The sequence below is a fragment of the Bacillus sp. FG16 genome (assembly GCF_057809515.1).
Genome location: NZ_JBMDKC010000021.1, coordinates 1 through 26,119, shown reverse-complemented (window position 1 = coordinate 26,119; position 26,119 = coordinate 1). Strand labels below are relative to the sequence as shown.

Below are 26,119 nucleotides of genomic sequence, written 5' to 3'. Positions count from 1 at the left end.
TGCACAACTTAACCAGAAGGGAGTTATGTATGACAGAGGACTCTTTGCATCTAGATAACCAACTTTGTTTTTCTATTTACGCCTGTTCTAGAGAGGTTACTCGTTTTTATCGACCTTATTTAGAAGAAATGGGTATTACGTATCCCCAGTACATTACTTTACTCGTACTATGGGAGCAAGATGGACTAACAGTAAAAGAAATTGGAGAACGTCTATTTTTAGATTCCGGTACGTTAACACCTATGTTAAAACGAATGGAATCATTAACACTTGTAAAACGTGTTCGTTCCAAAGAAGACGAGCGAAAAGTTTGTATTGAATTAACAGAACAAGGCAAAAATTTAAAGGAAAAGGCTTGTTCATTACCGACAACAATGGCTACAAACTTAGGAATTACAGAACAAAAATATCGCTCTTTATTAATTCAACTAAATAAACTAATTGAAACAATGAAAACAATTAATGATGGAAAAGGGGAATAAATATGAATAAATTATATACTGCTTCAGTAACAGCAACAGGTGGAAGAAATGGGAAAGTAGTTTCAGATGATGGCATATTAAATCTTGATGTGAAAATGCCGAAAGCACTAGGTGGTGCAGGCGGAGAAGCAACAAATCCAGAACAACTATTTGCAGCTGGTTATGCAGCTTGTTTCGATAGTGCATTACAACTTGTCATTCGTACAAAACGTGTGAAAGTAGAAAGTACAGAAGTAACTGCTCACGTTTCTATCGGAAAAGATACAGATGGTGGTTTTGGCCTATCTGCCGTGCTTGATGTACATGTCGCTGGCGTTTCACATAGCGAAGCACAAGAACTTGTAGAAGCGGCTCACGGTGTATGTCCTTACTCTAAAGCAACACGAGGTAATATTGAAGTTACATTAAACGTACGTTAACAGCTTATATAAAGAAAAAAACGCGCGACATTCGTCACGCGTTTTTTGTTTTTGTCATTTTATGAATTGCCTTCCACGCTTCTTCTTTTCCAAGTCCTGTTTCAGAAGAGAATAGAACGATTTCATCGCCAATTTCAACAGCAAGCGTTTCTTTTACAACTTTTAAATGCTTTTGCCATTTCCCTTTCGGGATTTTATCAGCTTTCGTCGCAATAATAATTGTTGGGATTTCATAATGCTTTAAGAAATCATACATCATCACGTCATCACTTGTTGGTTGGTGACGTAAATCAACTACTAATACAGCTGCGTCTAATTGCTTACGCGTTGTAAAGTACGTTTCAATCATTTTCCCCCATGCCGCGCGCTCCGACTTAGACACTTTCGCATATCCATAACCTGGAACGTCAACAAAATGCATCATCTCATTGATTAAGAAAAAGTTCAGCGTTTGCGTTTTTCCTGGTTTAGAAGAAATACGCACTAACTTTTTACGATTTAAAATTTTATTAATAAAGGAAGACTTCCCGACATTTGAACGACCTGCTAATGCAATTTCTGGTAAATCACTGTCTGGATATTGTTCTGGTTTAACAGCACTAATTACAATATCTGCTTTTGTTACTTTCATTGTTTCACTCCTACTAATGCGTGCTCCAATACTTCATCTAAATGAGATGCAAGCACAAACGTAAGGTTTTCTTTTACGCTCTCTGGAATATCATCTAAATCTTTCTCGTTTTCTGCTGGCAAAATAATTTTTGTTAAGCCTGCGCGGTGAGCACTTAATGTTTTTTCTTTTAAGCCACCAATTGGTAATACACGACCACGAAGTGTAATTTCACCTGTCATACCTACTTCTTTACTTACAGGAATACCTGTTAGTGCAGAAATAAGTGCCGTTGCCATCGTAATACCTGCTGACGGTCCATCTTTCGGAACTGCTCCTTCTGGAACATGAATATGAATATCATTTTTCTCATGGAAATTCGGATCAATCTGAAGCTCTTCTGCACGAGAACGTATATAACTAAACGCAGCTTGTGCTGATTCTTTCATAACATCCCCAAGTTTCCCTGTTAAAATTAGTTTCCCTTTTCCTGGCGCTACAGAAACTTCAATTGCAAGTGTATCGCCGCCTGCTGCTGTGTAAGCTAGACCTGTTGCCATACCAACTTGGTCTGTTTTTTCAGCTTGCCCATAACGGAATATGTGTTTACCAAGTAAATCAACAATCTTTTTCTCTGTCACAACGATACGTTTACGTTCTGCTGTAACGATAATTTTCGCTACTTTACGGCAAACTTTTGCAATTTGGCGTTCTAGCGTACGAACACCAGCCTCACGTGTATAATAACGAATAATTTCAAGAAGTGCTTCATCGCGCACTTGTAAATTACCTTTTCGTAAGCCATGCTCTTTTAATTGTTTCGGCAGTAAATGCTCGCGAGCAATGTGTACTTTTTCAAGTTCTGTATAGCCAGCAATCGAAATGATTTCCATACGGTCAAGTAATGGACCTGGAATACTTGAAAGTGTATTAGCAGTTGCTACAAACATAACTTTCGATAGATCATATGGTTCTTCAATGTAATGATCACTGAAGTTATGGTTTTGTTCTGGATCTAATACTTCAAGTAATGCTGCTGATGGATCTCCACGGAAATCGTTAGACATTTTATCAATCTCATCTAATAAGAAGACTGGATTAACTGTTTTCGCCTTTTTCATACCTTGAATAATGCGTCCTGGCATTGCTCCAACATATGTACGGCGGTGACCACGAATTTCAGATTCATCACGCACACCACCAAGAGATACACGGACAAAGTTACGATTCAATGATGTTGCAATTGAACGCGCTAACGAAGTTTTTCCGACCCCAGGAGGGCCTACTAAACAAAGGATAGGTCCTTTTAATGAATTCGTTAACTTCTGTACAGCTAAATATTCAAGTACACGCTCTTTCACTTTTTCAAGACCGTAATGATCGTTATTTAAAATCTCTTCCGAATGAGCAAGATCAATTATATCTTCTGTTGCCTCTGTCCACGGAAGCGCTAATAACCAATCGATATAATTGCGAATAACACCACTCTCCGCAGAACTTGCTGGTAACTTTTCATAACGATCTAATTCTTTCAGCGCAGCCTTCATTGTTTCTTCGGGCATTCCTGACTGTTCAATTTTTTCACGAAGTTCTTCTACTTCTCCGCCCTTACCTTCTTTGTCGCCAAGTTCAGTTTGAATCGCCTTCATTTGCTCACGTAAGAAATATTCTTTTTGCGTGCGCTCCATTGAACGTTTCACTTGTTGCCCAATTTTCTTTTCTAGGCTAAGTAACTCTTGTTCATCTTGAATAATTGAAATAAGTGTATGTAATCGTTCTTTTACAGATACAATCTCTAGAATCTCTTGTTTCTGCTTCGTTTTAATCGGCAAGTGAGAAGCAATTAAATCAGCTAATCTCCCTGGTTCCTCTACATCAGCTACCGTTGCAAATGTTTCATTTGAAACTTTTTTGGAAACTTTAATATATTGTTCGAAATGCTCCAGTAACGTACGCATAAGAGCTTTCTCTTCTAAATCATCTTCTACTTCTTCAGTTACCGTTTTAATAGACACTTGTACTACATTTTCTTCTTCGATAAACTCTATTACTTCTGCTCTATGTAAACCTTCCACAAGGACACGAAGCGTACCGTTCGGCAATTTTAGCATTTGCTTTACTTTCGCCACTGTACCTACACTATATATGTCATCTTCTTTCGGATCATCGATATTCATTTCTTTTTGCATTGCTAAAAAGATGATATTTTCATCCATTGCCGCCTGCTCTAGTGCTTGTATCGATTTATCACGTCCTACATCAAGATGCAAAACCATCGTTGGATATACGAGAACGCCTCTTAATGGTAGGAGGGGCACGATTCTTTCGTTCGTATTCATACTAGACATAGCACCTCCATAATAAATTAAACTCCTGTTCAACTATTTTATATTACAATACACCTAGATGCAATTGCTGAGATTCCTCGCAATTGTAAATAGCTTGTTTTTCTATCTCACGAAAAGAAAAAAGACTCCGATTAAGCATACAAACTTAAACGAAGTCTGGCAAATTTTATTATTGTTTATTTTTACATAGATTGTGCATCTGTTTCGTCTACGTTAGTATGTACATCTAGCTCTCTATGCATATTTTCTTGCATAAACGTTAACTCAAATACTTCTTTTAACTTACGGACAGGAATAATTTCAATTCCCTTTATCGTATACAAAAATGGTTGCATATTTTCAGCAGGAATAATGACTTTCTTAGCTCCCGCTTTTTTCGCAGCTTTTATTTTTGCGTACACGCCACCAATAGGCTTTACTTCTCCGTGTATACTTATTTCACCTGTCATCGCTACTTCATTATTTACATATGTGCGATGCACCGCAGAATATACACCTGTTGCCATAGCGATTCCTGCAGAAGGTCCATCAATTGGGATACCACCTGGAAAATTAATATGTATATCGTATCCTTCTGGCAACACATCTAAAGAACGAAGTACTGTTAATACATTATCAACAGAGCCTTTTGCCATACTTTTACGGCGAATCGATTTCGTTTGACTACCAATACTTTCTTCTTCTACAATTCCGGTAACATTTACCGATCCTTTATCTTTCGCCGGAATTGCTGTTACTTCAATTTCTAATAACGCACCTGTATTTGGTCCGTATACAGCAAGACCATTTACAAGACCAATCCTTGGAATCGGATAAATGTGCTTTTCGTATTTCGGTGTAAGCTGACTTGAGTGAACAACCCACTCTATATCTTCATCTTTAATGAAAGAACGTTCTTCATTTATCGCCATACCAGCAGAGATTTGCACAAGATTAATCGCTTCTCGTCCATTTCTTGCATACATCCCAATCATTTCAATACCATTTTCACCTATTTGCATTTCTACTTTTTCCGCGGCATTTTTCGCTACTTTTTGAATTTCTTCCGTATCTAATTCACGGAAAAATACTTCTAAGCAACGTGACCGAATAGCAGGAGGAATTTCCTCTGGCGAACGTGTCGTTGCTCCAACTAAGCGAAAATCTGCCGGTAAGCCTTTTTGAAAAATATCATGTATATATGTTGGGATCATCGTATTTTCTTCACTATAGTACGCACTTTCTAAAAATACTTTTCGATCTTCTAACACCTTTAACATTTTGTTCATTTGAATCGGATGGAGTTCACCAATCTCATCAATAAACAAAATACCACCATGCGCATCTGTTACAGCACCTTTTTTCGGTTGCGGAATACCTGCTTGCCCCATCGCCCCAGCACCTTGATAAATCGGATCATGCACCGAACCAATTAAAGGGTCTGCGATACCACGTTCATCAAACCGAGCTGTCGTCGCATCAAGTTCAATAAATGTTGCATTCGTACGAAATGGAGATTTAGGATTTCGTTTCGCTTCTTCTAATACAAGACGTGCTGCCGCTGTTTTCCCAACACCTGGCGGGCCATATATGATTACATGTTGCGGATTCGGACCACAAAGAGCCGCTTTTAACGACTTAATCCCGTCCTCTTGCCCTACAATATCTAAAAAGGATGTAGGACGCACCTTTTCTGCTAGCGGCTCTGTTAAAGAAATCTCACGCATTTTACGAAGCTGTTCTAATTCTTTTTTCGATTCTCGATCAATTGAAACTTTTTGTGTTCGTTGATTTCGAAGTAAATGCCAGAAATACAATCCGACAATTACACCAAAAACAAGTTGAACAACTAAAAATATATTTGTCCAGCTCATTATTTATTTCCTCCCGCAATATTTTATCTCTTAGTATTTCCGCGGAGGAACATAGCTAAACATAAAGAAAAACAGCAATTATAAAAATTGCTGTTTCCCTTTCGCATTATGCAGATGTTTTTGTATCAAGTACAGTACCGTCTTGTAACACCAATTTTGGCGGCTCATTATCAGCTACTGTTTCTTTTGTAAGAATACACTTCTCGATATCTTTACGAGATGGAAGTTCGAACATTACATCAAGCATTAAGCCTTCAATAATAGAACGAAGTCCACGAGCACCCGTTTTACGTTCAATTGCTTTTTTCGCAATTTCGATTAGTGCACCTTCTTCAAACTCTAACTCAACATCGTCAAGCTCCAATAGTTTTTGGAATTGCTTAACAAGTGCATTTTTCGGTTTCGTTAAAATATCAACAAGAGCATCTTCATCAAGTGGCTCTAGGTTCGCAATAACTGGAAGACGACCGATAAACTCTGGAATTAAACCAAATCTTAAAAGATCTTCTGGTAATACGTGAGATAAAACATGCTTCTCATTTACATCAGCATTTTTCTTCTCAGAACCAAATCCAATTACTTTTTCACCAAGACGACGTTTAATAATCGGCTCAATGCCATCAAACGCTCCACCACAAATGAATAAGATGTTCGTTGTATCAATTTGAATAAACTCTTGGTGCGGATGCTTACGACCACCTTGAGGTGGAACACTTGCTACAGTACCCTCTAAAATTTTCAGAAGTGCCTGCTGCACACCTTCACCAGATACATCACGTGTAATTGATGGATTTTCGGACTTACGTGCCACTTTATCAATCTCATCAATATAAATGATTCCTTTTTCCGCTTTCTCTACATCATAATCAGCTGCTTGAATTAATTTTAGTAAGATATTTTCTACATCTTCCCCAACATATCCAGCTTCTGTTAAAGATGTTGCGTCCGCGATTGCAAATGGAACATTTAAAATACGCGCTAACGTTTGTGCCAGTAATGTTTTACCACTACCTGTTGGCCCGATAAGTGCGATATTACTCTTCGCTAATTCTACATCATCAATTTTGCTGTTAGAATTAATGCGTTTGTAATGGTTATATACCGCTACCGCTAGTGCTTTTTTCGCGCTATCTTGCCCGATGACATACTCATCTAAGATTTCACGAATTTCTACCGGTTTCGGTACATCTTTGAATTCTACTTCTTCGTCCTTCGCAAGCTCCTCTTGTACAATTTCAGTACAAAGTTCGATACACTCGTCACAAATGTAAACACCTGGACCTGCCACTAACTTTCGAACTTGCGTTTGTGTTTTACCACAGAAAGAACATTTTAATTGCCCTTTTTCATCATTAAATTTAAACATATTTTCACACCCCTTACAAAGTGCTAACCTCTTGCCTTCGTATGTACACGATAAATGTATCGTATGTAAATACATATTATGTCACTACGTGGCGAGAAATACAAATAATATGACTAGTTATGTACAAATAAAAAAATTTTAAAACTTTTGAAATATGTATATTCGACTTGTAAAGGAACTTTTCCTTCTCCATCGAAAAGTTTTATAAATATATTTCTATATTTATAAAACAAGGCACGATTAAAATCGTGCCTTGTTATTTTATTATGCAGCGTTTTCTACTAAGAAGTCTACAGCTTTACGTACTTTAAGATCTTCAGCTAAAGCGTCTACGCTTCCAAGAGCTTGCTTGATAGCGTCTACTGGCATACCGTACATTTCAGCCATTTTTTCAACTTCTGCAGTTACTTCTTCTTCAGTAACTTCGATGTTTTCAGCTTCAATGATAGCTTCAAGAACAAGATTGATTCTTACACGTTTTTGTGCATCTTCTTTCATTTGCTCTTTTAATTTGTCAGCGTCAGTACCTGTGAATTGGTAGTAAAGCTCAAGGTTCATACCTTGTTGGCTTAAACGTTGCTCGAATTCACGAACCATACGATCTAACTCAGTGTTGATCATAGCTTCTGGAATTTCGATTTCAGCGTTAGCAGCAGCTAATTCTACTACTTCGTCACGTACTTTGTGCTCAGCTTCGTGCTTTTTGCCTTCTTCTAAGTTTGTGCGAAGTTTTGCTTTTAATTCATCAAGAGTTGCAACTTCTTCGTCAGCTTCTTTAGCGAACTCGTCGTTTAACTCAGGAAGTTCTTTTGTTTTGATTTCGTGAATTGTTACTTTGAATGTTGCTGGTTTGCCAGCTAATTCAGCAGCATGGTACTCTTCTGGGAATGATACTTCAACGTCTTTAGACTCACCAGATTTAAGACCGATTACTTGCTCTTCGAAACCTGGGATGAATGTACCAGAACCGATTGCTAGAGAGTAGTTTTCGCCTTTTCCGCCTTCAAATGCTTCGCCATCAACGAAACCTTCGAAGTCGATTACAGCTGTATCACCGTTTCCAACAGTTCCTTCTTCTTTAACAACTAGTTCAGCTTGACGCTCTTGTAAAGATTTTAATTCGTTCTCTACATCTTCGTCAGTTACAGTTGTTTCAACTTTTTCTACTGCTAAACCTTTGTACTCACCTAATTTAACTTCAGGTTTCACTGTAACTTTTGCAGTGAAGATAAGGTTAGTATTTTTTTCGAACTTCTCGATGTCGATTTCAGGATGATCAACTGGGAAGATACCAGCTTCTTCAATCGCTTCACCGTATGCTTTTGGTAAAATGATATCTAAAGCATCTTGGTATAAAGATTCAATACCAAAGCGTTGTTCGAATAATGGACGAGGCATTTTTCCTTTACGGAAACCTGGTACGTTAATTGTTTTTACTACTTTTTTGAACGCAGCGTCGATAGAGTTGTTTACTTCTTTAGCATCAACTTCGATTGTTAAAACGCCAACGTTACCTTCTAATTTTTCCCATTTTGTAGACATTTATTCTTTCCCTCCAACTATAATAATGTATGCACATACCTCTATAGATTAAGATCTTCATTATCTCTTTTTTGAAATAACAAATACACAAATAATCCTCTAGCAAAAGCTTTCAGATATAATGTTCCAATCTACTAATTGCCCAGAAGACAACTACGGTATATTTTGTTCGAGAATAATATGAAACATATTAAGTAAGAGAATTACACTTCTCTTCTCTTACAAACAGGCAGATTTCTGCCTTTTGCAACCCTTACATTATAACATAGAATATGCTCGTTTCAAGAACTGAACGATTCTTTTTCATAATTATACGGGCAAATATCCTTCTCTTTCAACACGTAATAACCATTGATAGGCAATATGAAACTCTTCCAATTCGATATTATATGCTGCCATAAGCTCTTCTTCATCTATAGCCAATCCGAAACGCTTTCTTCCAATTCTCTCTAAAACAGCTGACCAAATCTCTTCTTTATCCATTAATAGAGCGAATGGGAAAATGCTAATTTGCAACTCTTTCCAATATGTAACCATTGCTTCAAATATATCGGGATAATTTTGCTCTAATCGGCTTGATAATTTATGTATAATGTTATTGGATTGCTCCTCATTATGACCTGTAAATGCTGGAATCACCTTAATCGTATTTCCAAACTTTTCTACCTCTATTTCTTCTTCTACCTGACTTTCTATCATTTTATACAAAATAGAAGTTTTCAAATAGGGGTGCTGCTCTTCGTCTATTAAAAATTTCTTTAAAACAGGTAATGCAAGATCTAAGTCTTTTAACGAAAGTCGCTGAATCGCTCTTAGCTTCTGTCCAAAGTTTTCTCCAAAAATTTCATTAGTAAACTCTTCCAATTCAAAATTTGAATCCACTAGCGATGCGTCTCCCTCATTTAGCATACCTTCTGCAAATAAAGCAAGCTGCGCTAATTTTTCCTTTTGATCAGGCATTATATCTTTCGTTTGTAAAACCTTTTCAACAGTTTCAATAACACCTTCATAATCATTTGTTTGAACTAAAATAGTTACGTACGTTTCAAGAATATCACCAAATAAGACAACTCCTGTTTTAAGCAACTGTTCACATTTGTCTTTCGCTTCTTCCATACGTTTTAATTCGAGTAAACAAATAACTGAAGCTAATTCCGTTTGTTCCGTTTCCGCATTATACTGACGTAATATTTCAAAGCAACGCAATGCATCTTCGAATTCCCGCTCTTTCAGCGCTAAAAAACCTTCATCAATATAGCGCTCTGATAGTTGCGGAAACAATACGACCGTATTTTCTTTTTTATCCATACGTCCGCCTCTTTTTCTTGATTTTAATTATGTTCAAAGTAAATATATCAAATGCGTAATGAGAACACAACATCCCTAAACTATTTGTTTGGAATATGAAAATATTTAATTTTTACATTCCAATACGAATAAATTTCTACTAAAAATTAAAATTGTACAAATAAAAATCCCCAGCAACAAGCGCAGAGGATTCATCATTAATGGAAAGCTTTTATAATTGTGGGGTATATTACAAGGGTAATAATTTGGAGAACAATAATTGCCATAACAATCATGCTAAAATAGAAGATTGGTTTACTTCGCTTCATTAAAAACATAATAATAAGCATCGTACAAGCAAACAAACTTAAGAAGAACAAACTTGTTGTCGAACTAAGTATACCACTTGGGACAAAGAACAATAACACTACACTACAAGTACCTATAATTCCAAATAACCATTCCATTCATTCACTCATTCCCTTTCCCTCTCATAGCTGTTTTCTCTAAGCGATCAAATGTTTCACAACATCAACTACATACGTTAATTTCTCATACGCTACAAATCCAAAAGCAACCGTTAAGCCCGTTACAACTAATCCTTTCATCATTTCTTCCTCCTCGTTTTATCGTTGTTATCTTCATTATAAAAGATTAGCAGTTTCTTACCATCGAACTACCTTACAGTTACCTTACAGAATTGTAAGATTTCAAAAAGAGATTTAAAAACACCTCATATCGCTTGAGGTGCTTTCACGGAATTCCTCTATAATCACTTGTAAAATTAACTTTTTTCTCTTAGTTATTTTTCGGCGAATCGATTCTTAAACTAATAGATTTACTAAATAATTTAGGATCAAAATAATTATTCATTACTTTTCTTAACTTACCTTCAGATATTTTCGTATTACAAGAAAACAAAGGATGAAAATCATGTTAATATATTTTTGTACAATTAAGAATTTAATTTACAAGGGGGATTATATATGTTTAAAAAAATGGCGGCAGATGTATTAGGACTAAGCGATGTAGGTTCTGTCATTACACCTAAAGACTATGATAAGGTCGATGCTGATGATTATGTGATGCATGAAGATGGGGAGAAAATTTATTTTCTAATTAAATCGAAATCAGATGAATATTGCTTTACAAACAAAGGGTTAATTCACTTAGACGGTACAAGCGCAACAAGCAAAAAACGTACACTGCGCCGCTATAGCTATAGTAAATATCAAATTAAAAACGTAGCACTTGAAACTGCAGGAACGATTGATTTAGATGTAGAAATTAAGTTTCAAATGGGCGATGAGCATTACTCAATTGATGTTCATAAAAAACATATTGAAGAATTAAAAGATTTATATAAAGCTTTACTTAAAATCGAAGAAATTTCATACGACAACGACATTACATTACAATATGCACATAAAAGTTTAGATATGGCATCTAATGCTTTTAGCCGTATTTCAAATGCACAAGTAAACTTAGCAGAACAATTTAAAGAGATGAACGAGATCGCCTTTAACTGGCTTGTTGATACGAAGAAACAATATAATGTGAAAGATTATGGTTTTGTATTTGAGAAGTTTATTAATAACTAAACAAAAAACCTTGTTATCAACAAGATAACAAGGTTTTCTTACCGTCCCAGGAGAGATTCGAACTCCCGCTCCGCCCATTTCCGTACTATTTTATATATTTTGATCGCAGTCTTAATATATCTTCTCCTTCGCGAATGCCTGCTGATCCCTTCCTCACATTTTTTACAACAGTCCAATTCGGGTTAGTTTCATCACCGATGTTCTGTACTGTAAAGTTGCCGTCACCATATTTCCGTTGACCTTCTGCCAATTTCTCCGTTAAATTATTCTCGTTTGATCTCGCCATCTTTGCGCCATCTCCCTTTTTATACAACCTTCTTAAACTGTCCAATCAATCACACGTCCAGTCAATTGGAGATCCTCGCTTTCCACTTCGGTTAATTGTAACACACCGTCGGAGATAAGTTCCGATAACGCTACTCAATCACACTAGAATGGTAAAAACTTTTATAACATTGTAAGTGAACAATTAGGAGAATCTGGATGTTGATTTGAGTTCCACCATAAGCCTATTGATTCTTTAAATTAAATATGAGGAACAGGGCGCATAAAGTGAAACTTTAATCAGCCCTCACCAATCGGGCTGCCCGCTAATGCGGGATAAACAGCGCTCTTTTTATTTAAGAAAAAGAAGTACATATGCAACTGCTTAATATCGAAAGAAAGGTCGCAGATATTAAGAATGAACTACACTTATAACCCAAACATCAATTTTTAGACAAACAAAAAACCTTGTTATCAAAAGATAACAAGGTTTTGTTAGCGTCCCAGGAGAGATTCGAACTCCCGACCGTACGCTTAGAAGGCGTATGCTCTATCCGGCTGAGCTACTGGGACATGGAGCGGGTGAAGAGAATCGAACTCTCGACCAGAGCTTGGAAGGCTCTTGTTTTACCACTAAACTACACCCGCATATGTTATTTTATTTTCTCTTCGTTAGCGCCGTTGCCCTATCGACAATATTTATTATATGTATAACCACACATAAAGTCAACACCTTTTTTAAAAGAGGATAATTTTTCTTATCCTCTTTTAAAAACTGCTTGTTCAACTAGCTGTCCGTCTAGTGTTTCAAAACGAACTTCCATTTGATTTTCATCCATTTCTAATAAAGCAAATGTCTTCTCTACACGCTGACGTGGTAATAAAATACTGCCTGGATTAATAAATAAAACGCCGTCGATTAATTCCGCACCTAATACGTGAGAATGTCCGAAGCATGCAACTTGCGCTCCCACTTCTTCAGCATGGTACGCTAGCGTTTGTAATGTCATTTTCACATTATGACGATGTCCATGCGCAACTAAGAAGCGAATTCCATCTACATCAGTTACAATTTCATCTTGAAAGTTAGTATAATCACAGTTTCCTTTTACAACATGGAAACCTTGCAGTTCTTCATGAGCAGGCGTTAGCTCTGAATCACCGCAATGAATCATGATGTCTACTTCCCCTTCATATTTCTCTTTCAACTGCTGTAATTCCTTCACAGAGCTATGACTATCGCTTACGATTAAAGCTTTCATCATTCTCTCTCCCTTATTCTCCTAAAAACCATTCCGGGATTTTTTCTTCTAACTTACGAAGAGCGCGGCCACGGTGGCTAATAGCATTTTTCTCATCTGAACTTAATTCCGCCATTGCTTTTTTGTATTCTTCCACATAAAAGATCGGATCGTATCCAAAACCATTTTCTCCTCGGCGTTGTTCTAAAATAAATCCTTCACATGTCCCATTTACAATGACAGGCTTTTTATCACCTTCAGGGAAAGCAACTGCTAATGCACAATAGAAACGCGCTTTACGCTTTTCAAAGTCCACACCATTTAATTCTTGTAACACTTTATCGATATTTGCTTGATCATTTTTCGGTTCACCAGCAAAACGCGCTGAATACACTCCTGGTTTTCCATTTAAAGCATCTACAATAAGACCCGAATCATCCGCAATTACGATAGAATTCAACTGTCTACTCAAACTATCCGCTTTTAAGATCGCATTTTCTTCAAATGTTTCACCAGTTTCTTCGACTTCTTCAATATGAGGAAAATCGTGTAATGATTTCACTTCTAAATCAAATCGCTCAAATAACTCAGTAAACTCACGTACTTTTCCCATATTTTTTGTCGCTACAACAACTTGTTTCATACTTTCCACCTCTACTCTATATGAGATACGATGTTACCTAAAGCTTCTTTTTGCATATCAATCAGTTGGAAAATACCTTTTTCCGCAGCATCAAGTAGTTCATTTAACTGCGCTCTACTAAACGTCGCTTCTTCTCCAGTTCCTTGCACTTCAACAAATTGGCCTTTTCCAGTCATAATTACGTTCATATCAACGTCTGCTTTAGAATCTTCTGCATAGTTTAAATCTAAAACAACACCTTGCTCTTCAACAATTCCTACTGACGTTGCTGCTAAATAATCTTTTACTGGAATTTTAGATACTTTTTCTGCTTGTAATAATTTCTCGAAAGCTAATACCATCGCTACATATGCACCTGTAATAGACGCTGTTCTCGTTCCACCATCTGCTTGGATAACATCACAGTCAATCCAAACTGTTCTCTCGCCAAGCGCTTCTAAATCAACTACCGCACGTAATGCTCGTCCAATTAGACGTTGAATTTCCATTGTACGTCCTGTTACTTTCCCTTTGCTTGACTCCCTAATTGTACGTTGTTCTGTTGCACGCGGAATCATCGCGTATTCAGCTGTTACCCATCCTTTTCCTTCTCCACGCATAAATGGCGGGACACGCTCTTCAATTGTTGCTGAGCAAATCACCTTTGTATCCCCAACTTCAATTAATACAGATCCCTCTGGATGTTTTAAATAATTCGTATGAATATGTATATGGCGTAATTCTGTTTTCTCTCTACCATCTACTCGCATAAAAATAACCTCCTCTTAATTACTACTCGTTAGTATAGCCAAATTTAAATGTATGATATGTATACAATAAAAGAAGGAGAACCCAAAAAGCAATTCTCCTTTCTTACTTAAGTATATCAAATTATTCAAGATTAAAAACTACCTGTATTCACGTTTTCTGGACGATCTACAGGTTTTATTAACTTTCCGCCCTTTTCATCTATAAGATTTGCTTTTCCATTCACTTCAATAGAAACATTTTTCACACCTTTCTTTTCTGTTAAAGATAAAACTAACGACTTCAATACGTAATTTGAAATCATATTTTTATCTGGGTTTACAAATATATTTTCATTAAAGTTTAATGTAAGATTTCCGTCTTGTAATTTCGGATTCGTAATAAGCTTAACGCCTGGATTAAAATCATTCAGGAGCGATTGATGAATCGGACCTTTTACAAGTTCATCTATAATTGCTGCATAATCATTTTCTTTTCCTTCCGCAACGCGGCGTGTGACTGGTACGTAGTATTGCTGTTTATTATTATTTTGCGCCATGAAATATAGTGTGACTGGTTTTGTATTCGTTACATCTGCTACTTGTTCATCATCGAAGTTAATACCATTTGCACGGCTCACTCCTTCACCAAGCGGTGTACCAGCAACCGGCATCTTCGCCAATTTCTCACCATTTATTTGGAACTGCACTTGTTTTATCTCTGTAAATTGCGTCAACGTCCACGCTATAGATTCAATGATTTGACGCTCTTCTTCTTTCGCATAGTTTTTCATTTCTTTAGAGAAATCAATAACTGCCGTCCCATCCTTTTTCAAATCTAAAGTCATCGTTGTATTCGCCGGAATGACTGCACGAAACCCATTCGGTAATAAATTCGTTACCGGTCCATCTTTCACAAGGTATTCTAACGTTTGCTTCACAGTCTCATTTGCTTTCGGAGTAGGTATAGCTAACGTTTGTGGTACAACATAACCATTTTTATCAACAAGGTATAGTTCTCTATTTACCATTTGCCCTTGCTTATCTTTTTTAGCTACTTCTTTCTTCCCACCCTCTGTATACGTAACTTGTTTTGGCGGATCAATTTGTTCAGTTGCTTTCTCCTGATTTATAAAGCCACACCCTGTTAGTAAAACAGCGCTCACAGTAGCACCAACAACCCATTTAAAAGTGGATTTAGGCATGCCATTCCCCCCTAAAATCTAAGTTTGTACTATTATGTATACGAGCCGTTTCACATTTTAGAACAAGCTGTGCCTCTTATAAAGTGAAACTTTAATCAGTGGAGGTTCTAACTGCCCAGCAAATAGCAAGATAAAACAAAAAAACTCCTGATTTCTCAGGAGCTCACTTATATGAATTCTACTATTATTCTTTTTCTAAATGAATATGCTTCACATTTTCAATCGGTTGACCGAACCATTTTGATGCAATTTCTTTAAACAAGCCTATTTTTCCTGTTGTTAAGAAGAGATGATCGCTTTGTTCTTCTCCTTCATTCAACATTTTACTATGATATAAGATTGTACTTACTTCACGTGCTGTTTCATCACCAGAACTAATTAGTTGTACTTTATCTCCCATTACTTTTTTAATAACAGGTCCTAAAATTGGATAGTGTGTACACCCTAATATAAGTGTATCAATATCGGTACTTTTCAGTGGTTGCAGCGTTTCTCTTACAACTTCATACGCCATTTCACTTTCGAAATTCCCACTCTCTACAAGTTCAACGAAAGGTGGACAAGCTAAACTTTCTACCATAACACGGTTATTAATAGACTTTAACGCCTCTTCGTATGCACCACTTTTCACAGTTCCAATCGTTCCAATAATCCCAACATGATACGTGTTTGTCACTTTTAAAGCTGTACGTGATCCTGGGTGAATAACTCCCACTACTGGAATTGGTAATTGTTTTTGCATCTCTTCTAATACAACCGCAGTTGCTGTATTACACGCAATAACTAACATTTTGATATTTAAATCTAGTAAATGCTCCGTCATTTCCCACGTAAATTGACGCACTTCTTCTCGAGAACGCGGACCATAAGGACAACGTGCTGTATCTCCTAAATATATGATACGTTCTTTCGGCAACTGACGAATTAATTCCTTCGCTACTGTTAAACCGCCAACTCCTGAATCGATAACACCGATTGCTCTATTCAACTTCATCACCCGTTTTCTCATTCATCATCTTTTATGTTTATCATTATATTTTACACACTTTAAGTTCGCTCACTTCAAATGCTTCTGTATGAAAATTTTCATTTGCCCATGTATAGACTAGGACCTTTTTTATTTTGCTCCTTTTTTTCATAATTTGCAAGATAGAAAAATAACCGACCTTCTATAAGAAAGTCGGTTTCTTCTATATAAAGTGCATATTCATTGCTCCATCTTTTTTTGAAAAGAAGACATTCCCATTAATAAGACGAAATGAACAGAAATTAAAATGACGATCAAAATAAAATTCAATCGATAACTATTTGTAGATTCCATAATTTTGCTCGCTACAGCTGGCCCGAATGCCATACCGAAAAAGTTAATTAAATTATATAAACCAAGGCCGACTCCAACTTTAGCTGGATTTAATGTTTTCGGAATAAATGTGTTTAATGATACTTGAATTGCCGAATAACTCATAAATGTTAAAATAACCGCAAATAAAATAAAGAGTAAGTTCCCGTCTGGAATAATCCCTAAAATCAAAAAGCCAATGATCATAACTACAGACGCTACATACATCATCCTCACATTCCCAAACGCAGGAATAATTTTTCCGGTAATAAAACTAGATACAATACCAAAGAGAGATGCAACAAACAATACAATTCCAATAACGAACGGAGACACTCCGTGCCCTCTTCCTAACAGTAATGGTAATAATAATAAACTAGCACATAACGCCACATTAATGATAAATCCGACCGCTATTAAACGCAGTAATGGTTTATTTGTAAACAACTCAATATCAATAAACGGCGACTCTGCTCTCTTCATATGAGCCTTGAATAAAAATAGGAAAGCAACAGATAACACAAAAAGCCAACTATTAATATTCACTCCTAATAAAACGGTCGTAATCAATACAAATAATAAAAATGCTCCAATGAAATCAAAGTGGAACACTTCATCGGTATGTTGCACCTCTTCTGGCATAAATTTTACGAGCAAGAAAATACCAACCATTGAAATAACCATAAATAAAAATAAATACGGCCACCCTAACGTATTTGTAATTGCCCCACCAACTAAAGGTCCAATACCAACCGCTAATGCAATAGAAGAACTAATCATTGCTAACGCACCCGGTTTTTTAGCTGGAGCAACTAATTTAGCCACCGCAATCATACTAAGCGCAATAAACGCTGCTCCTCCGCTCGCCTGCACTAGCCTTGCGAAAATGATAATCTCATAAGATTGATTCACAAACCCAACAATAGAACCAGCTACAAATATGATAATAGAAATAATTAATAGCCTTTTTACACTGTAACGATCAGCCAGTTTTCCATATATCATCGAACCAATACCGACGACTAAAGAATACCCTACTACAACCCAACTTACTTTCGATTGACTAATTGATAAATCATTAGCAATATCCTCTAGCGCTACATTAAATAACACAGCGTTCATCGGTCCTAACAAAACAATAAAACATAATGTAAAAACAAACCATTTCGAATGGTTACTTATATCTTTCCCCATGTGTAACACTCTCCTGATTACAATTTTAAAACTGTCAAACTATTGATAAAAAAATGAAGTTATTTAAATGTTGTATCACCACTAAACAACTTCATTAAATGTATAAATGGTGCTAATTTATCGTGCGATAAATTGAATTCGAAACGAAACACGTATATTGTTCGATATTCATGGAACTATCATAGTTTCAGCATTACAGTTTGTCAACGAAAAACATACAAAGTAAACTAGTTTAGTCTTTTTAGTTTACTTTGTTCAAAAGTTATTATACACTAATTTCGAAGCTGATATAAGGAGGACTGGCATGATTATTCAAATTTGCATTTTTTAACTTAATAAAATGAAACGAATACAGAACTTTTATATAGAAGAGACATTATAGGAGGATTATGATGAAGAAAAAAATGTTAGTTGTATTAACAAGCGTAGAAAAATACCCAAATTTAAATAGGGCTACCGGACTTTGGCTCGGTGAAGCTGTACATTTCGTAAAAAAAGTAGAAGAAGCGGGTTACGAAGTTGATTACGTCAGTCCACAAGGCGGTTATACACCAATTGATCCACATAGTTTAGCAATGGCGGAGAGCATCGATTGGGAATGGTACCAAAAGAAAGAGTTTATGAATCGCCTCGGTTCTACAATGAAACCAAGTGAAGTGAATCCAGAAGACTACGCTGTTATTTATTACGCAGGTGGTCACGGGGTTATTTGGGACTTCCCAGAAAATAAAGAACTTCAAAATATTAGCCGCAATATTTATGAAAACGGCGGTATTGTTTCTTCCGTTTGTCATGGAGCTGCTGGTTTATTTCATATTACATTAAGTAATGGGGATCGTTTAATTAGCGGTAAGAAGGTAACAGGCTTTTCAAATGAAGAAGAAAAATTAGCTGAATTAGATCAATTCGTTCCATTTTTAACAGAAGATGAACTCATTAAAAATGGAGGACTTTACGAAAAAGCTGCACAGCCTTGGGAAGCTTTTGCTCTAGAAGATAATCGTGTTATCACTGGTCAAAACCCAGCTTCAGGTGGTCCAGTAGCCGAATTAGTATTAAAACAGTTGCAAAAATAATATGTACTAAAAAAAGCAGATTTCCCTCTATTAAGGGAGATCTGCTTTTTTACGAAATCATTTGCAAAATAGCAATAACTTCTTTTTCAATTTCAGAATCATCAATTGCTTCTATATACTCTGGTTTAAAAAGTTGATACTTCTTTAATTGATAAAAATCAAGTATCGCTTTCTTTAAAGTAATATCGTACTGAATACAAAAAGAATGATCTATAATACGTCGTAACATCACATCATCTTGTACCATAAATAATTGTGCATTCATTTTATTAAAATAACCTTGTTCCATACCCGCTTCAAAAAACATTTGCAAATTATGATTACGATTTTGTTGTGCAGCGACTAATTGATCTGACAAATGCGGATATGCTTCTTTCAAATCTTGCAAAAAAACATCCGAAATATATGTCACACATTTTAAAGAGTGGATAAACGTCTTTTGGAAACGTTCTGCAAAAGACATGCTTTCATCTTGATTATCCACATCACCTTCGAGTAGATAATTCATGAAATCCTCTACTACCGCCTCAATAATTTCATCTTTCGAAGAAAAACGTTTATATAAAGTAGCTTTACTAATATCCATATATTTCGCAATTTCATCTATTTTCAATTGGCTAAAACTCGTCTTTCTAATAACGGGCTTTATTTTATTAATATAAGTATTTGCACATGCGACTTTTCTCATTTAAAAGAGCCTCCCCTTTTGTCCATACAAAATAGTATAGCAAATTCACGAATGATTATAAATGAAGTTATTATACTTATTACGCCTTTTTAGTTTATTACATTTTCATATACTATACATAAAAAACTATAATCCATTATCACCAACTGGACGGTTACAAACCAATTTTGAGGGGGGGAATTTTAGGATAAAGTGAAACTTTAATCACCCCTCACCAATTGGGCTTTTACGGGCTGCTCGGCAAATAGCGGGATAAAAATACCCACTACCTTTGTTAGTAGCGGGTACTTTTTCTATAATTTATTTACAGCCCTTTTTATAGCCTTACCTATTTCCACGCTAGACTGTGGATTTTGTCCTGTAATTAAATGCCCATCTACTACCACATGCGGCGTAAAATTGGGAGCTACATAAAACAAAGCTCCTTCTTCTTTCAACTTACTTTCTAACAAAAACGGAACGCGCTTTTCTAAATGTACAGCTTTTTCTTCATCGTTTGTATAACCTGTTATACGCTTACCGGCAACAAAAAACGAGCCATCCTTATTTTTCACACCGACTAAGGAGCTTACTCCGTGACAAACAGCCGCTACAATCCGGTTATTGTTATACATATTCTCAATTAAATTTGCTACATATGGATTACCTGGAAAATCTACAATCGCCCCGTGCCCACCACCAAATAAAACCGCATCATAATCCGAAAAATGAACATTCGAAATCGGCCTCGTATTTTGCAATAAAGAAGCTACGTGCTTGAATTCGCGAGGTATACCATTCGGAATAGACACTCTATCTATAGGTACTCTCCCACCTTTTATTGACACAATATCAACATCAAACTTAGACTTTTTAAATAAATGATAAGGAGCTGCGAGCTCTTCAAGCCACAAACCAGTCGGGTGTCCATTCATATCATGAGCACTTGTTGAAACTAACAGTATCCTTTTCAACATATCCCCTCCTTATTACCTATTTATGTATGGAGTGTTCTTATCATTCATATAGCAAGTGAAGCAAACAGAAAAATAGCCGACTCTTTGTATAAAAGTCGGCTGCTTTCTTATAGTTCGAGCTCTCCCATACGAAGAAGCTCCACAACTGCTTGTGAACGTCCTTTAACCCCTAGCTTTTGCATTGCGTTTGAGATGTGGTTGCGAACTGTCTTTTCACTTATAAAAAGTTCACCTGCAATTTCCTTCGTTGTTTTATCTTGAACCAGTAATTCAAATACTTCTCTTTCTCTCTTTGTGAGTAAAGGTTTAGATTGATACGCTTTTTCCTTCAACTGGTATAACCCTCCTTGCTTAAGCCAGAGCTGTGTATGTGTAAGTTGGGTGTTTATTTAGTCAAGATATTGTATGAACGAAATGTGCAGGTGGTGAATGAAAATGGGCTTTATTTCCTATGTTATTTTAGACTTTTATACAGTGCGTACACTCTTTTTATCCACTTACTTTCCAACGCGCCATATTTGTTCTAGCAATATACTTACAACCGTACCTACAAATAAACCATTACCGAATATATATTGCATAACAGACGGCAAGGATTGGAGTGCTCCAGACGGTAAAAACATAACGCCGCTGCCAAATAATACTGCAACGCCTAAAATCGTTACATTCCTTTCACTCATCGGCACTTGTTTTATATTATTAAATCCAATTCCAATTAACTGTACGAACGAAGCCATTAAAACAGCCGATGCGACAGCAGATGGTAAAGATGCTAAGTAACGAATAATACTTGGAAAAAGAGACATTACGACTAGTAACGCACATGCCATTAAGAACGATCGTATATACTTTTGTTTTGTTAAACGTATAAATCCTGCCGTTGCTGGTAACGGAACGACACCTACAGTTGAAAATACGGAAGAGATGATATGTGAAATCCCCCCAACCCACGTCCCATCCTTCAACTGTTTTTGTTCAATAGTCGCTTTATGAATAGTTGCTTGATTAATTGCTATAATAGCTGCCACCGTATTCGAAACTAAAATACATACCATAACGAAACTGGATACTGCCATACCTGTATTCCATTTTGGAAGTCCCCAAGCAAATATATGTGGAAGTTGCACAAAATGAGTTACTTGAGATGGGATTGTCACTTTCCCTGCAATGAGAAAAATAATCCATCCACTAATTAATCCTATTAAAACTGCATAACTTTTGACAAAGCCTTTTCCAAAATTAGATAGTATAATAACGAACAGAAATATACTAAACGCGATTATTGCTGTAAATCCGTCGATTTGAGAAATAGTAGCTGTAATTCCTAGCATTCCTTTTAAAAACACACCACTTAATTGTAAACATAATAAAAGTAAAAACGTCCCTGTCACAAGCGGCGTAAATAAAAATAAAATACGCCCTATAAAACCAGTTACTCCTAATCCTATTAAAATAACACCGGAGATTATCATTCCTAATTCTAAAATTTGCAGTGTACTATGTAATTGATCCTGTCCGGCCGTTGCATAAGCAAGTACGGTAAATACACCAACCCAAGATCCAGCCGGCCCATCCGCAATTGGCAGTCTATGCCCAAGCCATCCTTGTAAAAAAGAAGATATACCAACTACAAAAAACGTACGCTGCATTAAATAAAATATTTCTTCCGTCGTAAGATGAAATAATCCGCCAACGACAATTGGTAATGCGATTGAATTTGCTAATAAAAATATAAACCATTGCAAAGTTCCCATAATATGATTTTGGTTATGTTGATTGTCCAAAATTTTCATCCCTTCTAGCTTTCCTATAAAAAATATATTGTAAGAATAAAAAAGAAGAGTTCTAGACTTACCATTAGAACCCTCCTCAAAATATTTAAACGATTCTTCTACACAAGATTATTTAATTCCACCTCATTTAAACTTCCAATAACAATATTTCCTTTATACACGACTAAACGTTTTTCTGTTTGACGCGCTACTGCTTCAGCAGCGCATGTCGCATTTGTCAAAACAAAACTCGCTTCATCCCCTACATTCGGCCATACTCGCTTCCCTTCATTATTTAACGTTTCTTTTCCTCCTGTAATAAAGCGAAGTGCTTTTCCTAAAGACCTTTCGTCACTCCACCCAAAACGCTCTGCTAATCGATTCGCCTTTTGAAGCATATCACCTGTTCCAAACGGTGACCAATGATCTGTAATACTATCATTTCCTAATGAAACCTTAACACCTTTTTTATCTAATAACGGAATTGGGATCACTTGTTTACCAATTGGCACCGTAGAAGTAATATCAATATTTACATTTGCGAGTGTTTCTGCCACTTCTTCAGCCTCTTTCTCAGTAACACCACCAAGTCCAAGTGCATGACTAATAGTTACACGGCCTTGCCATCCTGCTTCTTCTGTTAAACTTGCCAATCTCTTCATCGTAAACGTTCCAAGATTATTCGCATCGTGCAAATGAATATCAACATCCGCATTAAATTCGACTGCGATATCCATAATTGTATGTAATGATTTTTCAATGTCATTATCCACTGTAGCTGGATCCACTCCTCCGACTAGATGCGCACCCATACGCATCGCATCTTTCACGAGTTGCACAGAATTACTGCGTAATAATCCATGTTGCGGAAACGCAACAATTCTACTAGACACTCGATTTTTATATGTTTCTAATGCCGCTAACGTCGCCTCCAAATTACCAAGCCCAATAATTGGATCAACATTACAATGCGTTCTAATATTCGTTGCACCATTTTGCAGTAGTAACTCTAGCATATTTTCCGCTCTATTTTGGGCAGTTGCTAATTGCTTTGGTAAAATTTTTTCTTCTTCATTAAAACGTGTAAAAATACTTTCTGCTGGCATACAAGCTTTCCATGGGCCACTATAATATGTTTTATCAATGTGAATGTGCATCTCTTTGAAAGATGGCAACATTAATAAGTGCTTAGCATCAAAAGTTACTATATCTTCCTCTTGAACAATCCCTTTTATAATTTTTTTAATTCGACCATCTTCAATAAGTAAACTGCATAATTCTGTTTCTGTTTGTGAAATTCTCCCCTCTTCATATGTATACCCCGATTCAAGCGTTACATTAGTCAACCAATATACCGTCATCTCTATTTCCCCACCCTTTATTAAAAGTTACCTCTTACTATAATTTTAATATCAACTGAAAATTAAGACAATTAATATGACTGTTCCCTAAAAAAATGTCATACAACCTCATAGTCTCCTCATAGATTTCCATATAGAATAGAAGTATAGAGTTTGCTATAAAAAGGAGTGTATTGGAAGATGTCAAAAAGATTATGTAAATCCGAAACTGATAAAATGCTATTTGGTATATGCGGTGGTTTAGGAGAATATTTTGATATTAGCTCTACTCTCATTCGCATACTTTGGGTCATTGCAGTTTTATGTTTTGGGACGGGGTTTTTAGTTTATTTTATTTGTTTATTACTTATGCCACGCTCTTACTAATAACATTCTTTCATATATTTGAGCATAGTGTATACAAAATCCCCTATAGATTTTTCTATAGGGGATTTTTTCATGAAGAATATTTCATCGTTAAATGTAATACCGCCACTTCTTCTTCTTCATTTTTATAAATATGCTTCTTATTCGCTTCAAATTGAATGGAATCAAACTCATTTAATTCGTATACATCGCTTTCTACTTGAATCGATACTTTCCCTTTCATTACCGTTACAAGCTCAATCGCACCTTCATGATGAGCTTCTGGTTCATATATACTATTTGATCGTAAACAAGCACGGTGCATTTCCATCCCTGTTTCTTTCGTATAACGGAACATCGTTTCTAAATGCCATGCTTGTCCTACATCTACTGCAAATCCTTCTCCACAGCGCGCAACGGCTACAGGTTCTCCAACAACCATTAATCTAGATAAAGGAATTGATAACCCTTTCGTTATTTTCCAAATGACAGCTAGCGTCGGATTTGTTTCCCCTCTTTCGATCTTTCCTAATGTTAATTTACTAACTCCTGTTTTATGAGCTAATTCTTCTAAACTTAATTTCTGTTCATTTCGAATTTGTCTCAATAACTGTCCAACTTGTTGAATGACTTCTTTCGTTTGCATATCTTCATTTTCTTTCATATATAAAACCACCTTAAAATATAAAATAGTTTACTTTTGTTCGTTAAAAGTATATTATACTATACATAATTATTTATTTTCGAAAGGAGTGCTATACTTCATGCGCGCAATTTTATTAGGTCTTTTATCATCGGCCTTTTTTTCTGCAACCTTTATTATTAATAGAGCAATGAATGTATCTGGAACGAGCTGGGCTTGGACAGCTTCCTTCCGTTTTTTATTTGCTCTCCCTATTTTATTCCTTATCGTTTTATTTCGCAAAAACTTTAGGGGATTATGGAAAGAGTTAAAAAAACATCCATTAGCGTGGATCGGATGGGGTTCTGTTGCCGGTATTGGTTTTTATTCTTTATTAAGTTTCGCAGCTGTCTTTTCTCCAGCTTGGCTCGTTGCTGGAACTTGGCAAGTTACGATTTTAGCTGGTTTACTACTATCACCACTATTTTTTGTGAAAATAGAAACAAAATCAGGTACGAAACTTGTACGTGGAAAAATTCCACTTCGTAGCTTATATGTTGCTTTATTTATTTTACTTGGTGTAATTTGTATGCAAGCAACTGCCGCAGGCCATATTACAATGACTCAGTTCATTTCAGGTTTTTTACCTGTCGTATTAGCCGCTTTCTTATATCCGTTCGGTAACCGAAAAATGATGGAGCTTGTTGGCGGACGCCTTGATACGTTCCAACGTGTATTAGGAATGGCAATTGGAAGTCTTCCTATAACAATTTTGCTTGGTGTATACGGATTTTCTACTACGGGTATTCCAACATCTAGCCAAATGCTTCAAGGATTTTTGTTAGCATTATGTTCCGGCGTTATTGCAACGATGACATTTTTCTTTGCTACTGACTTAGCAAAAGATAACCTGGCTTTACTTGGAGCTGTTGAAGCAACACAAGCTGGAACGATGGTCTTTACCGTACTTGGAGAAATTGTTTTCTTGAATGGTTCGTTTCCTGGCGGGCTTTCCCTACTTGGAATGATTATTATTATGTTAGGAATGGTTGCAAATAGTATTTTAAACCGATCTATTCCAGCCGTTAAACAGAAAAAATCAGCATAAAAAAAAGAGTATGGTTCTATGAACTGCACCCCAATTGTTAGACACAGTCTAACAATTGGAGGTGCAGTTTTT

26 protein-coding genes and 2 tRNA genes are annotated in these 26,119 nt (G+C 36.2%); 6 read left to right on the top strand and 22 right to left on the bottom strand.

All coding sequences use genetic code 11. From position 1 onward, the window contains the following. Positions 1–29: 29 nt before the first annotated feature. Together ACODS7_RS10315 and ACODS7_RS10310 are read left to right on the top strand one after the other, a co-directional pair. Complete coding sequence (locus ACODS7_RS10315) at positions 30–482, top strand: MarR family winged helix-turn-helix transcriptional regulator (protein ID WP_029443371.1); 453 nt, start codon at positions 30–32, stop codon at positions 480–482. A 2-nt stretch (positions 483–484) separates the two neighbouring features. Then, positions 485–901 carry an organic hydroperoxide resistance protein gene (locus ACODS7_RS10310; protein WP_029443372.1) on the top strand — a complete coding sequence of 139 codons (417 nt, stop codon included), beginning with the start codon at positions 485–487 and terminating at the stop codon, positions 899–901. A 34-nt stretch (positions 902–935) separates the two neighbouring features. Here the strand turns inward: ACODS7_RS10310 and ysxC are convergent, their stop codons facing one another. The 7 genes from ysxC to ACODS7_RS10275 form a co-directional block, all read right to left on the bottom strand. Further along, on the bottom strand, positions 936–1,532 hold the full coding sequence (gene ysxC / locus ACODS7_RS10305) for a ribosome biogenesis GTP-binding protein YsxC (RefSeq protein WP_000869118.1): 597 nt from the start codon (positions 1,530–1,532) through the stop codon (positions 936–938). Next, positions 1,529–3,859 (bottom strand): endopeptidase La, encoded by a 2,331-nt coding sequence (gene lon, locus ACODS7_RS10300; protein WP_000097288.1) that lies wholly within the window; start codon positions 3,857–3,859, stop codon positions 1,529–1,531. The genes ysxC and lon overlap by 4 nt, the downstream gene beginning before the upstream one ends. A 182-nt stretch (positions 3,860–4,041) precedes the next feature. Beyond that, the gene (lonB, locus tag ACODS7_RS10295) at positions 4,042–5,712 is read right to left on the bottom strand and encodes an ATP-dependent protease LonB (protein ID WP_016080164.1); all 1,671 of its coding nucleotides are present in this window, start codon (positions 5,710–5,712) and stop codon (positions 4,042–4,044) included. Positions 5,713–5,818: 106 nt separating this feature from the next. Further along, positions 5,819–7,078: an ATP-dependent protease ATP-binding subunit ClpX gene (gene clpX / locus ACODS7_RS10290; protein ID WP_000472289.1), complete on the bottom strand. Its 1,260-nt coding sequence runs from the start codon at positions 7,076–7,078 to the stop codon at positions 5,819–5,821. Between the two features lie 264 nt (positions 7,079–7,342). Then, positions 7,343–8,620, bottom strand: coding sequence for a trigger factor (gene tig, locus ACODS7_RS10285; protein WP_016080163.1), 1,278 nt, complete (start codon positions 8,618–8,620; stop codon positions 7,343–7,345). Between the two features lie 309 nt (positions 8,621–8,929). Then, the gene (locus ACODS7_RS10280) at positions 8,930–9,928 is read right to left on the bottom strand and encodes a hypothetical protein (protein WP_016080162.1); all 999 of its coding nucleotides are present in this window, start codon (positions 9,926–9,928) and stop codon (positions 8,930–8,932) included. 197 nt (positions 9,929–10,125) lie between these two features. Then, complete coding sequence (locus tag ACODS7_RS10275; protein ID WP_001983650.1) at positions 10,126–10,374, bottom strand: hypothetical protein; 249 nt, start codon at positions 10,372–10,374, stop codon at positions 10,126–10,128. Positions 10,375–10,893: 519 nt separating this feature from the next. Between ACODS7_RS10275 and ACODS7_RS10270 the strand changes: the two genes are divergently transcribed. After that, on the top strand, positions 10,894–11,508 hold the full coding sequence (locus tag ACODS7_RS10270; protein ID WP_029443374.1) for a PH domain-containing protein: 615 nt from the start codon (positions 10,894–10,896) through the stop codon (positions 11,506–11,508). An 85-nt stretch (positions 11,509–11,593) separates the two neighbouring features. Here the strand turns inward: ACODS7_RS10270 and ACODS7_RS10265 are convergent, their stop codons facing one another. The 9 genes from ACODS7_RS10265 to ACODS7_RS10225 form a co-directional block, all read right to left on the bottom strand. After that, positions 11,594–11,794, bottom strand: a complete 201-nt coding sequence (locus tag ACODS7_RS10265; protein WP_016080160.1) for a hypothetical protein — start codon at positions 11,792–11,794, stop codon at positions 11,594–11,596. Positions 11,795–12,271: 477 nt separating this feature from the next. Continuing rightward, a tRNA-Arg gene (locus ACODS7_RS10260) sits at positions 12,272–12,345 on the bottom strand. A 1-nt stretch (position 12,346) separates the two neighbouring features. After that, a tRNA-Gly gene (locus ACODS7_RS10255) sits at positions 12,347–12,420 on the bottom strand. A 110-nt stretch (positions 12,421–12,530) separates the two neighbouring features. Then, positions 12,531–13,034, bottom strand: a complete 504-nt coding sequence (locus ACODS7_RS10250; protein ID WP_029443375.1) for a metallophosphoesterase — start codon at positions 13,032–13,034, stop codon at positions 12,531–12,533. 13 nt (positions 13,035–13,047) lie between these two features. Beyond that, positions 13,048–13,656, bottom strand: a complete 609-nt coding sequence (locus tag ACODS7_RS10245) for an XTP/dITP diphosphatase (protein ID WP_142333797.1) — start codon at positions 13,654–13,656, stop codon at positions 13,048–13,050. Positions 13,657–13,667: 11 nt separating this feature from the next. Further along, a complete protein-coding gene (gene rph / locus ACODS7_RS10240) occupies positions 13,668–14,405 on the bottom strand; it encodes a ribonuclease PH (RefSeq protein ID WP_016080158.1) in 738 nt (245 codons plus the stop codon). Between the two features lie 131 nt (positions 14,406–14,536). Then, positions 14,537–15,586 carry a spore germination protein GerM gene (gene gerM / locus ACODS7_RS10235; protein ID WP_001126744.1) on the bottom strand — a complete coding sequence of 350 codons (1,050 nt, stop codon included), beginning with the start codon at positions 15,584–15,586 and terminating at the stop codon, positions 14,537–14,539. A 184-nt stretch (positions 15,587–15,770) separates the two neighbouring features. Then, on the bottom strand, positions 15,771–16,580 hold the full coding sequence (gene racE / locus ACODS7_RS10230; protein ID WP_000774005.1) for a glutamate racemase: 810 nt from the start codon (positions 16,578–16,580) through the stop codon (positions 15,771–15,773). Between the two features lie 213 nt (positions 16,581–16,793). Beyond that, positions 16,794–18,119, bottom strand: a complete 1,326-nt coding sequence (locus ACODS7_RS10225; RefSeq protein WP_088115422.1) for an MFS transporter — start codon at positions 18,117–18,119, stop codon at positions 16,794–16,796. Positions 18,120–18,511: 392 nt separating this feature from the next. Here ACODS7_RS10225 and ACODS7_RS10220 point away from each other — a divergent pair, with 392 nt between their 5' ends. After that, positions 18,512–19,195, top strand: coding sequence for a type 1 glutamine amidotransferase domain-containing protein (locus ACODS7_RS10220; RefSeq protein WP_000728514.1), 684 nt, complete (start codon positions 18,512–18,514; stop codon positions 19,193–19,195). Between the two features lie 49 nt (positions 19,196–19,244). Here the strand turns inward: ACODS7_RS10220 and ACODS7_RS10215 are convergent, their stop codons facing one another. The 5 genes from ACODS7_RS10215 to ACODS7_RS10195 all read right to left on the bottom strand — a co-directional run bounded on the left by ACODS7_RS10215 (position 19,245) and on the right by ACODS7_RS10195 (position 23,972). Next, complete coding sequence (locus ACODS7_RS10215) at positions 19,245–19,883, bottom strand: TetR/AcrR family transcriptional regulator (protein ID WP_001233034.1); 639 nt, start codon at positions 19,881–19,883, stop codon at positions 19,245–19,247. 293 nt (positions 19,884–20,176) lie between these two features. Further along, positions 20,177–20,839: a type 1 glutamine amidotransferase domain-containing protein gene (locus ACODS7_RS10210; RefSeq protein WP_043935309.1), complete on the bottom strand. Its 663-nt coding sequence runs from the start codon at positions 20,837–20,839 to the stop codon at positions 20,177–20,179. A 107-nt stretch (positions 20,840–20,946) separates the two neighbouring features. Beyond that, on the bottom strand, positions 20,947–21,171 hold the full coding sequence (gerE, locus tag ACODS7_RS10205) for a spore germination transcription factor GerE (protein WP_000659484.1): 225 nt from the start codon (positions 21,169–21,171) through the stop codon (positions 20,947–20,949). 165 nt (positions 21,172–21,336) lie between these two features. Beyond that, positions 21,337–22,632 (bottom strand): purine/pyrimidine permease, encoded by a 1,296-nt coding sequence (locus tag ACODS7_RS10200; RefSeq protein ID WP_088115421.1) that lies wholly within the window; start codon positions 22,630–22,632, stop codon positions 21,337–21,339. 98 nt (positions 22,633–22,730) lie between these two features. Further along, positions 22,731–23,972: an amidohydrolase family protein gene (locus ACODS7_RS10195; RefSeq protein WP_050844558.1), complete on the bottom strand. Its 1,242-nt coding sequence runs from the start codon at positions 23,970–23,972 to the stop codon at positions 22,731–22,733. Between the two features lie 180 nt (positions 23,973–24,152). Between ACODS7_RS10195 and ACODS7_RS10190 the strand changes: the two genes are divergently transcribed. Beyond that, positions 24,153–24,338: a PspC domain-containing protein gene (locus tag ACODS7_RS10190; protein WP_000044337.1), complete on the top strand. Its 186-nt coding sequence runs from the start codon at positions 24,153–24,155 to the stop codon at positions 24,336–24,338. Positions 24,339–24,408: 70 nt separating this feature from the next. On the opposite strand, the gene ACODS7_RS10185 is transcribed toward ACODS7_RS10190, so the two are convergent. Further along, entirely contained in the window at positions 24,409–24,981 is a 573-nt protein-coding gene (locus ACODS7_RS10185; protein ID WP_088115420.1) for a helix-turn-helix domain-containing protein, read from the bottom strand. 100 nt (positions 24,982–25,081) lie between these two features. Between ACODS7_RS10185 and ACODS7_RS10180 the strand changes: the two genes are divergently transcribed. After that, positions 25,082–26,047: a DMT family transporter gene (locus ACODS7_RS10180; protein ID WP_001201639.1), complete on the top strand. Its 966-nt coding sequence runs from the start codon at positions 25,082–25,084 to the stop codon at positions 26,045–26,047. The last annotated feature ends 72 nt before the right edge of the window (positions 26,048–26,119 follow it).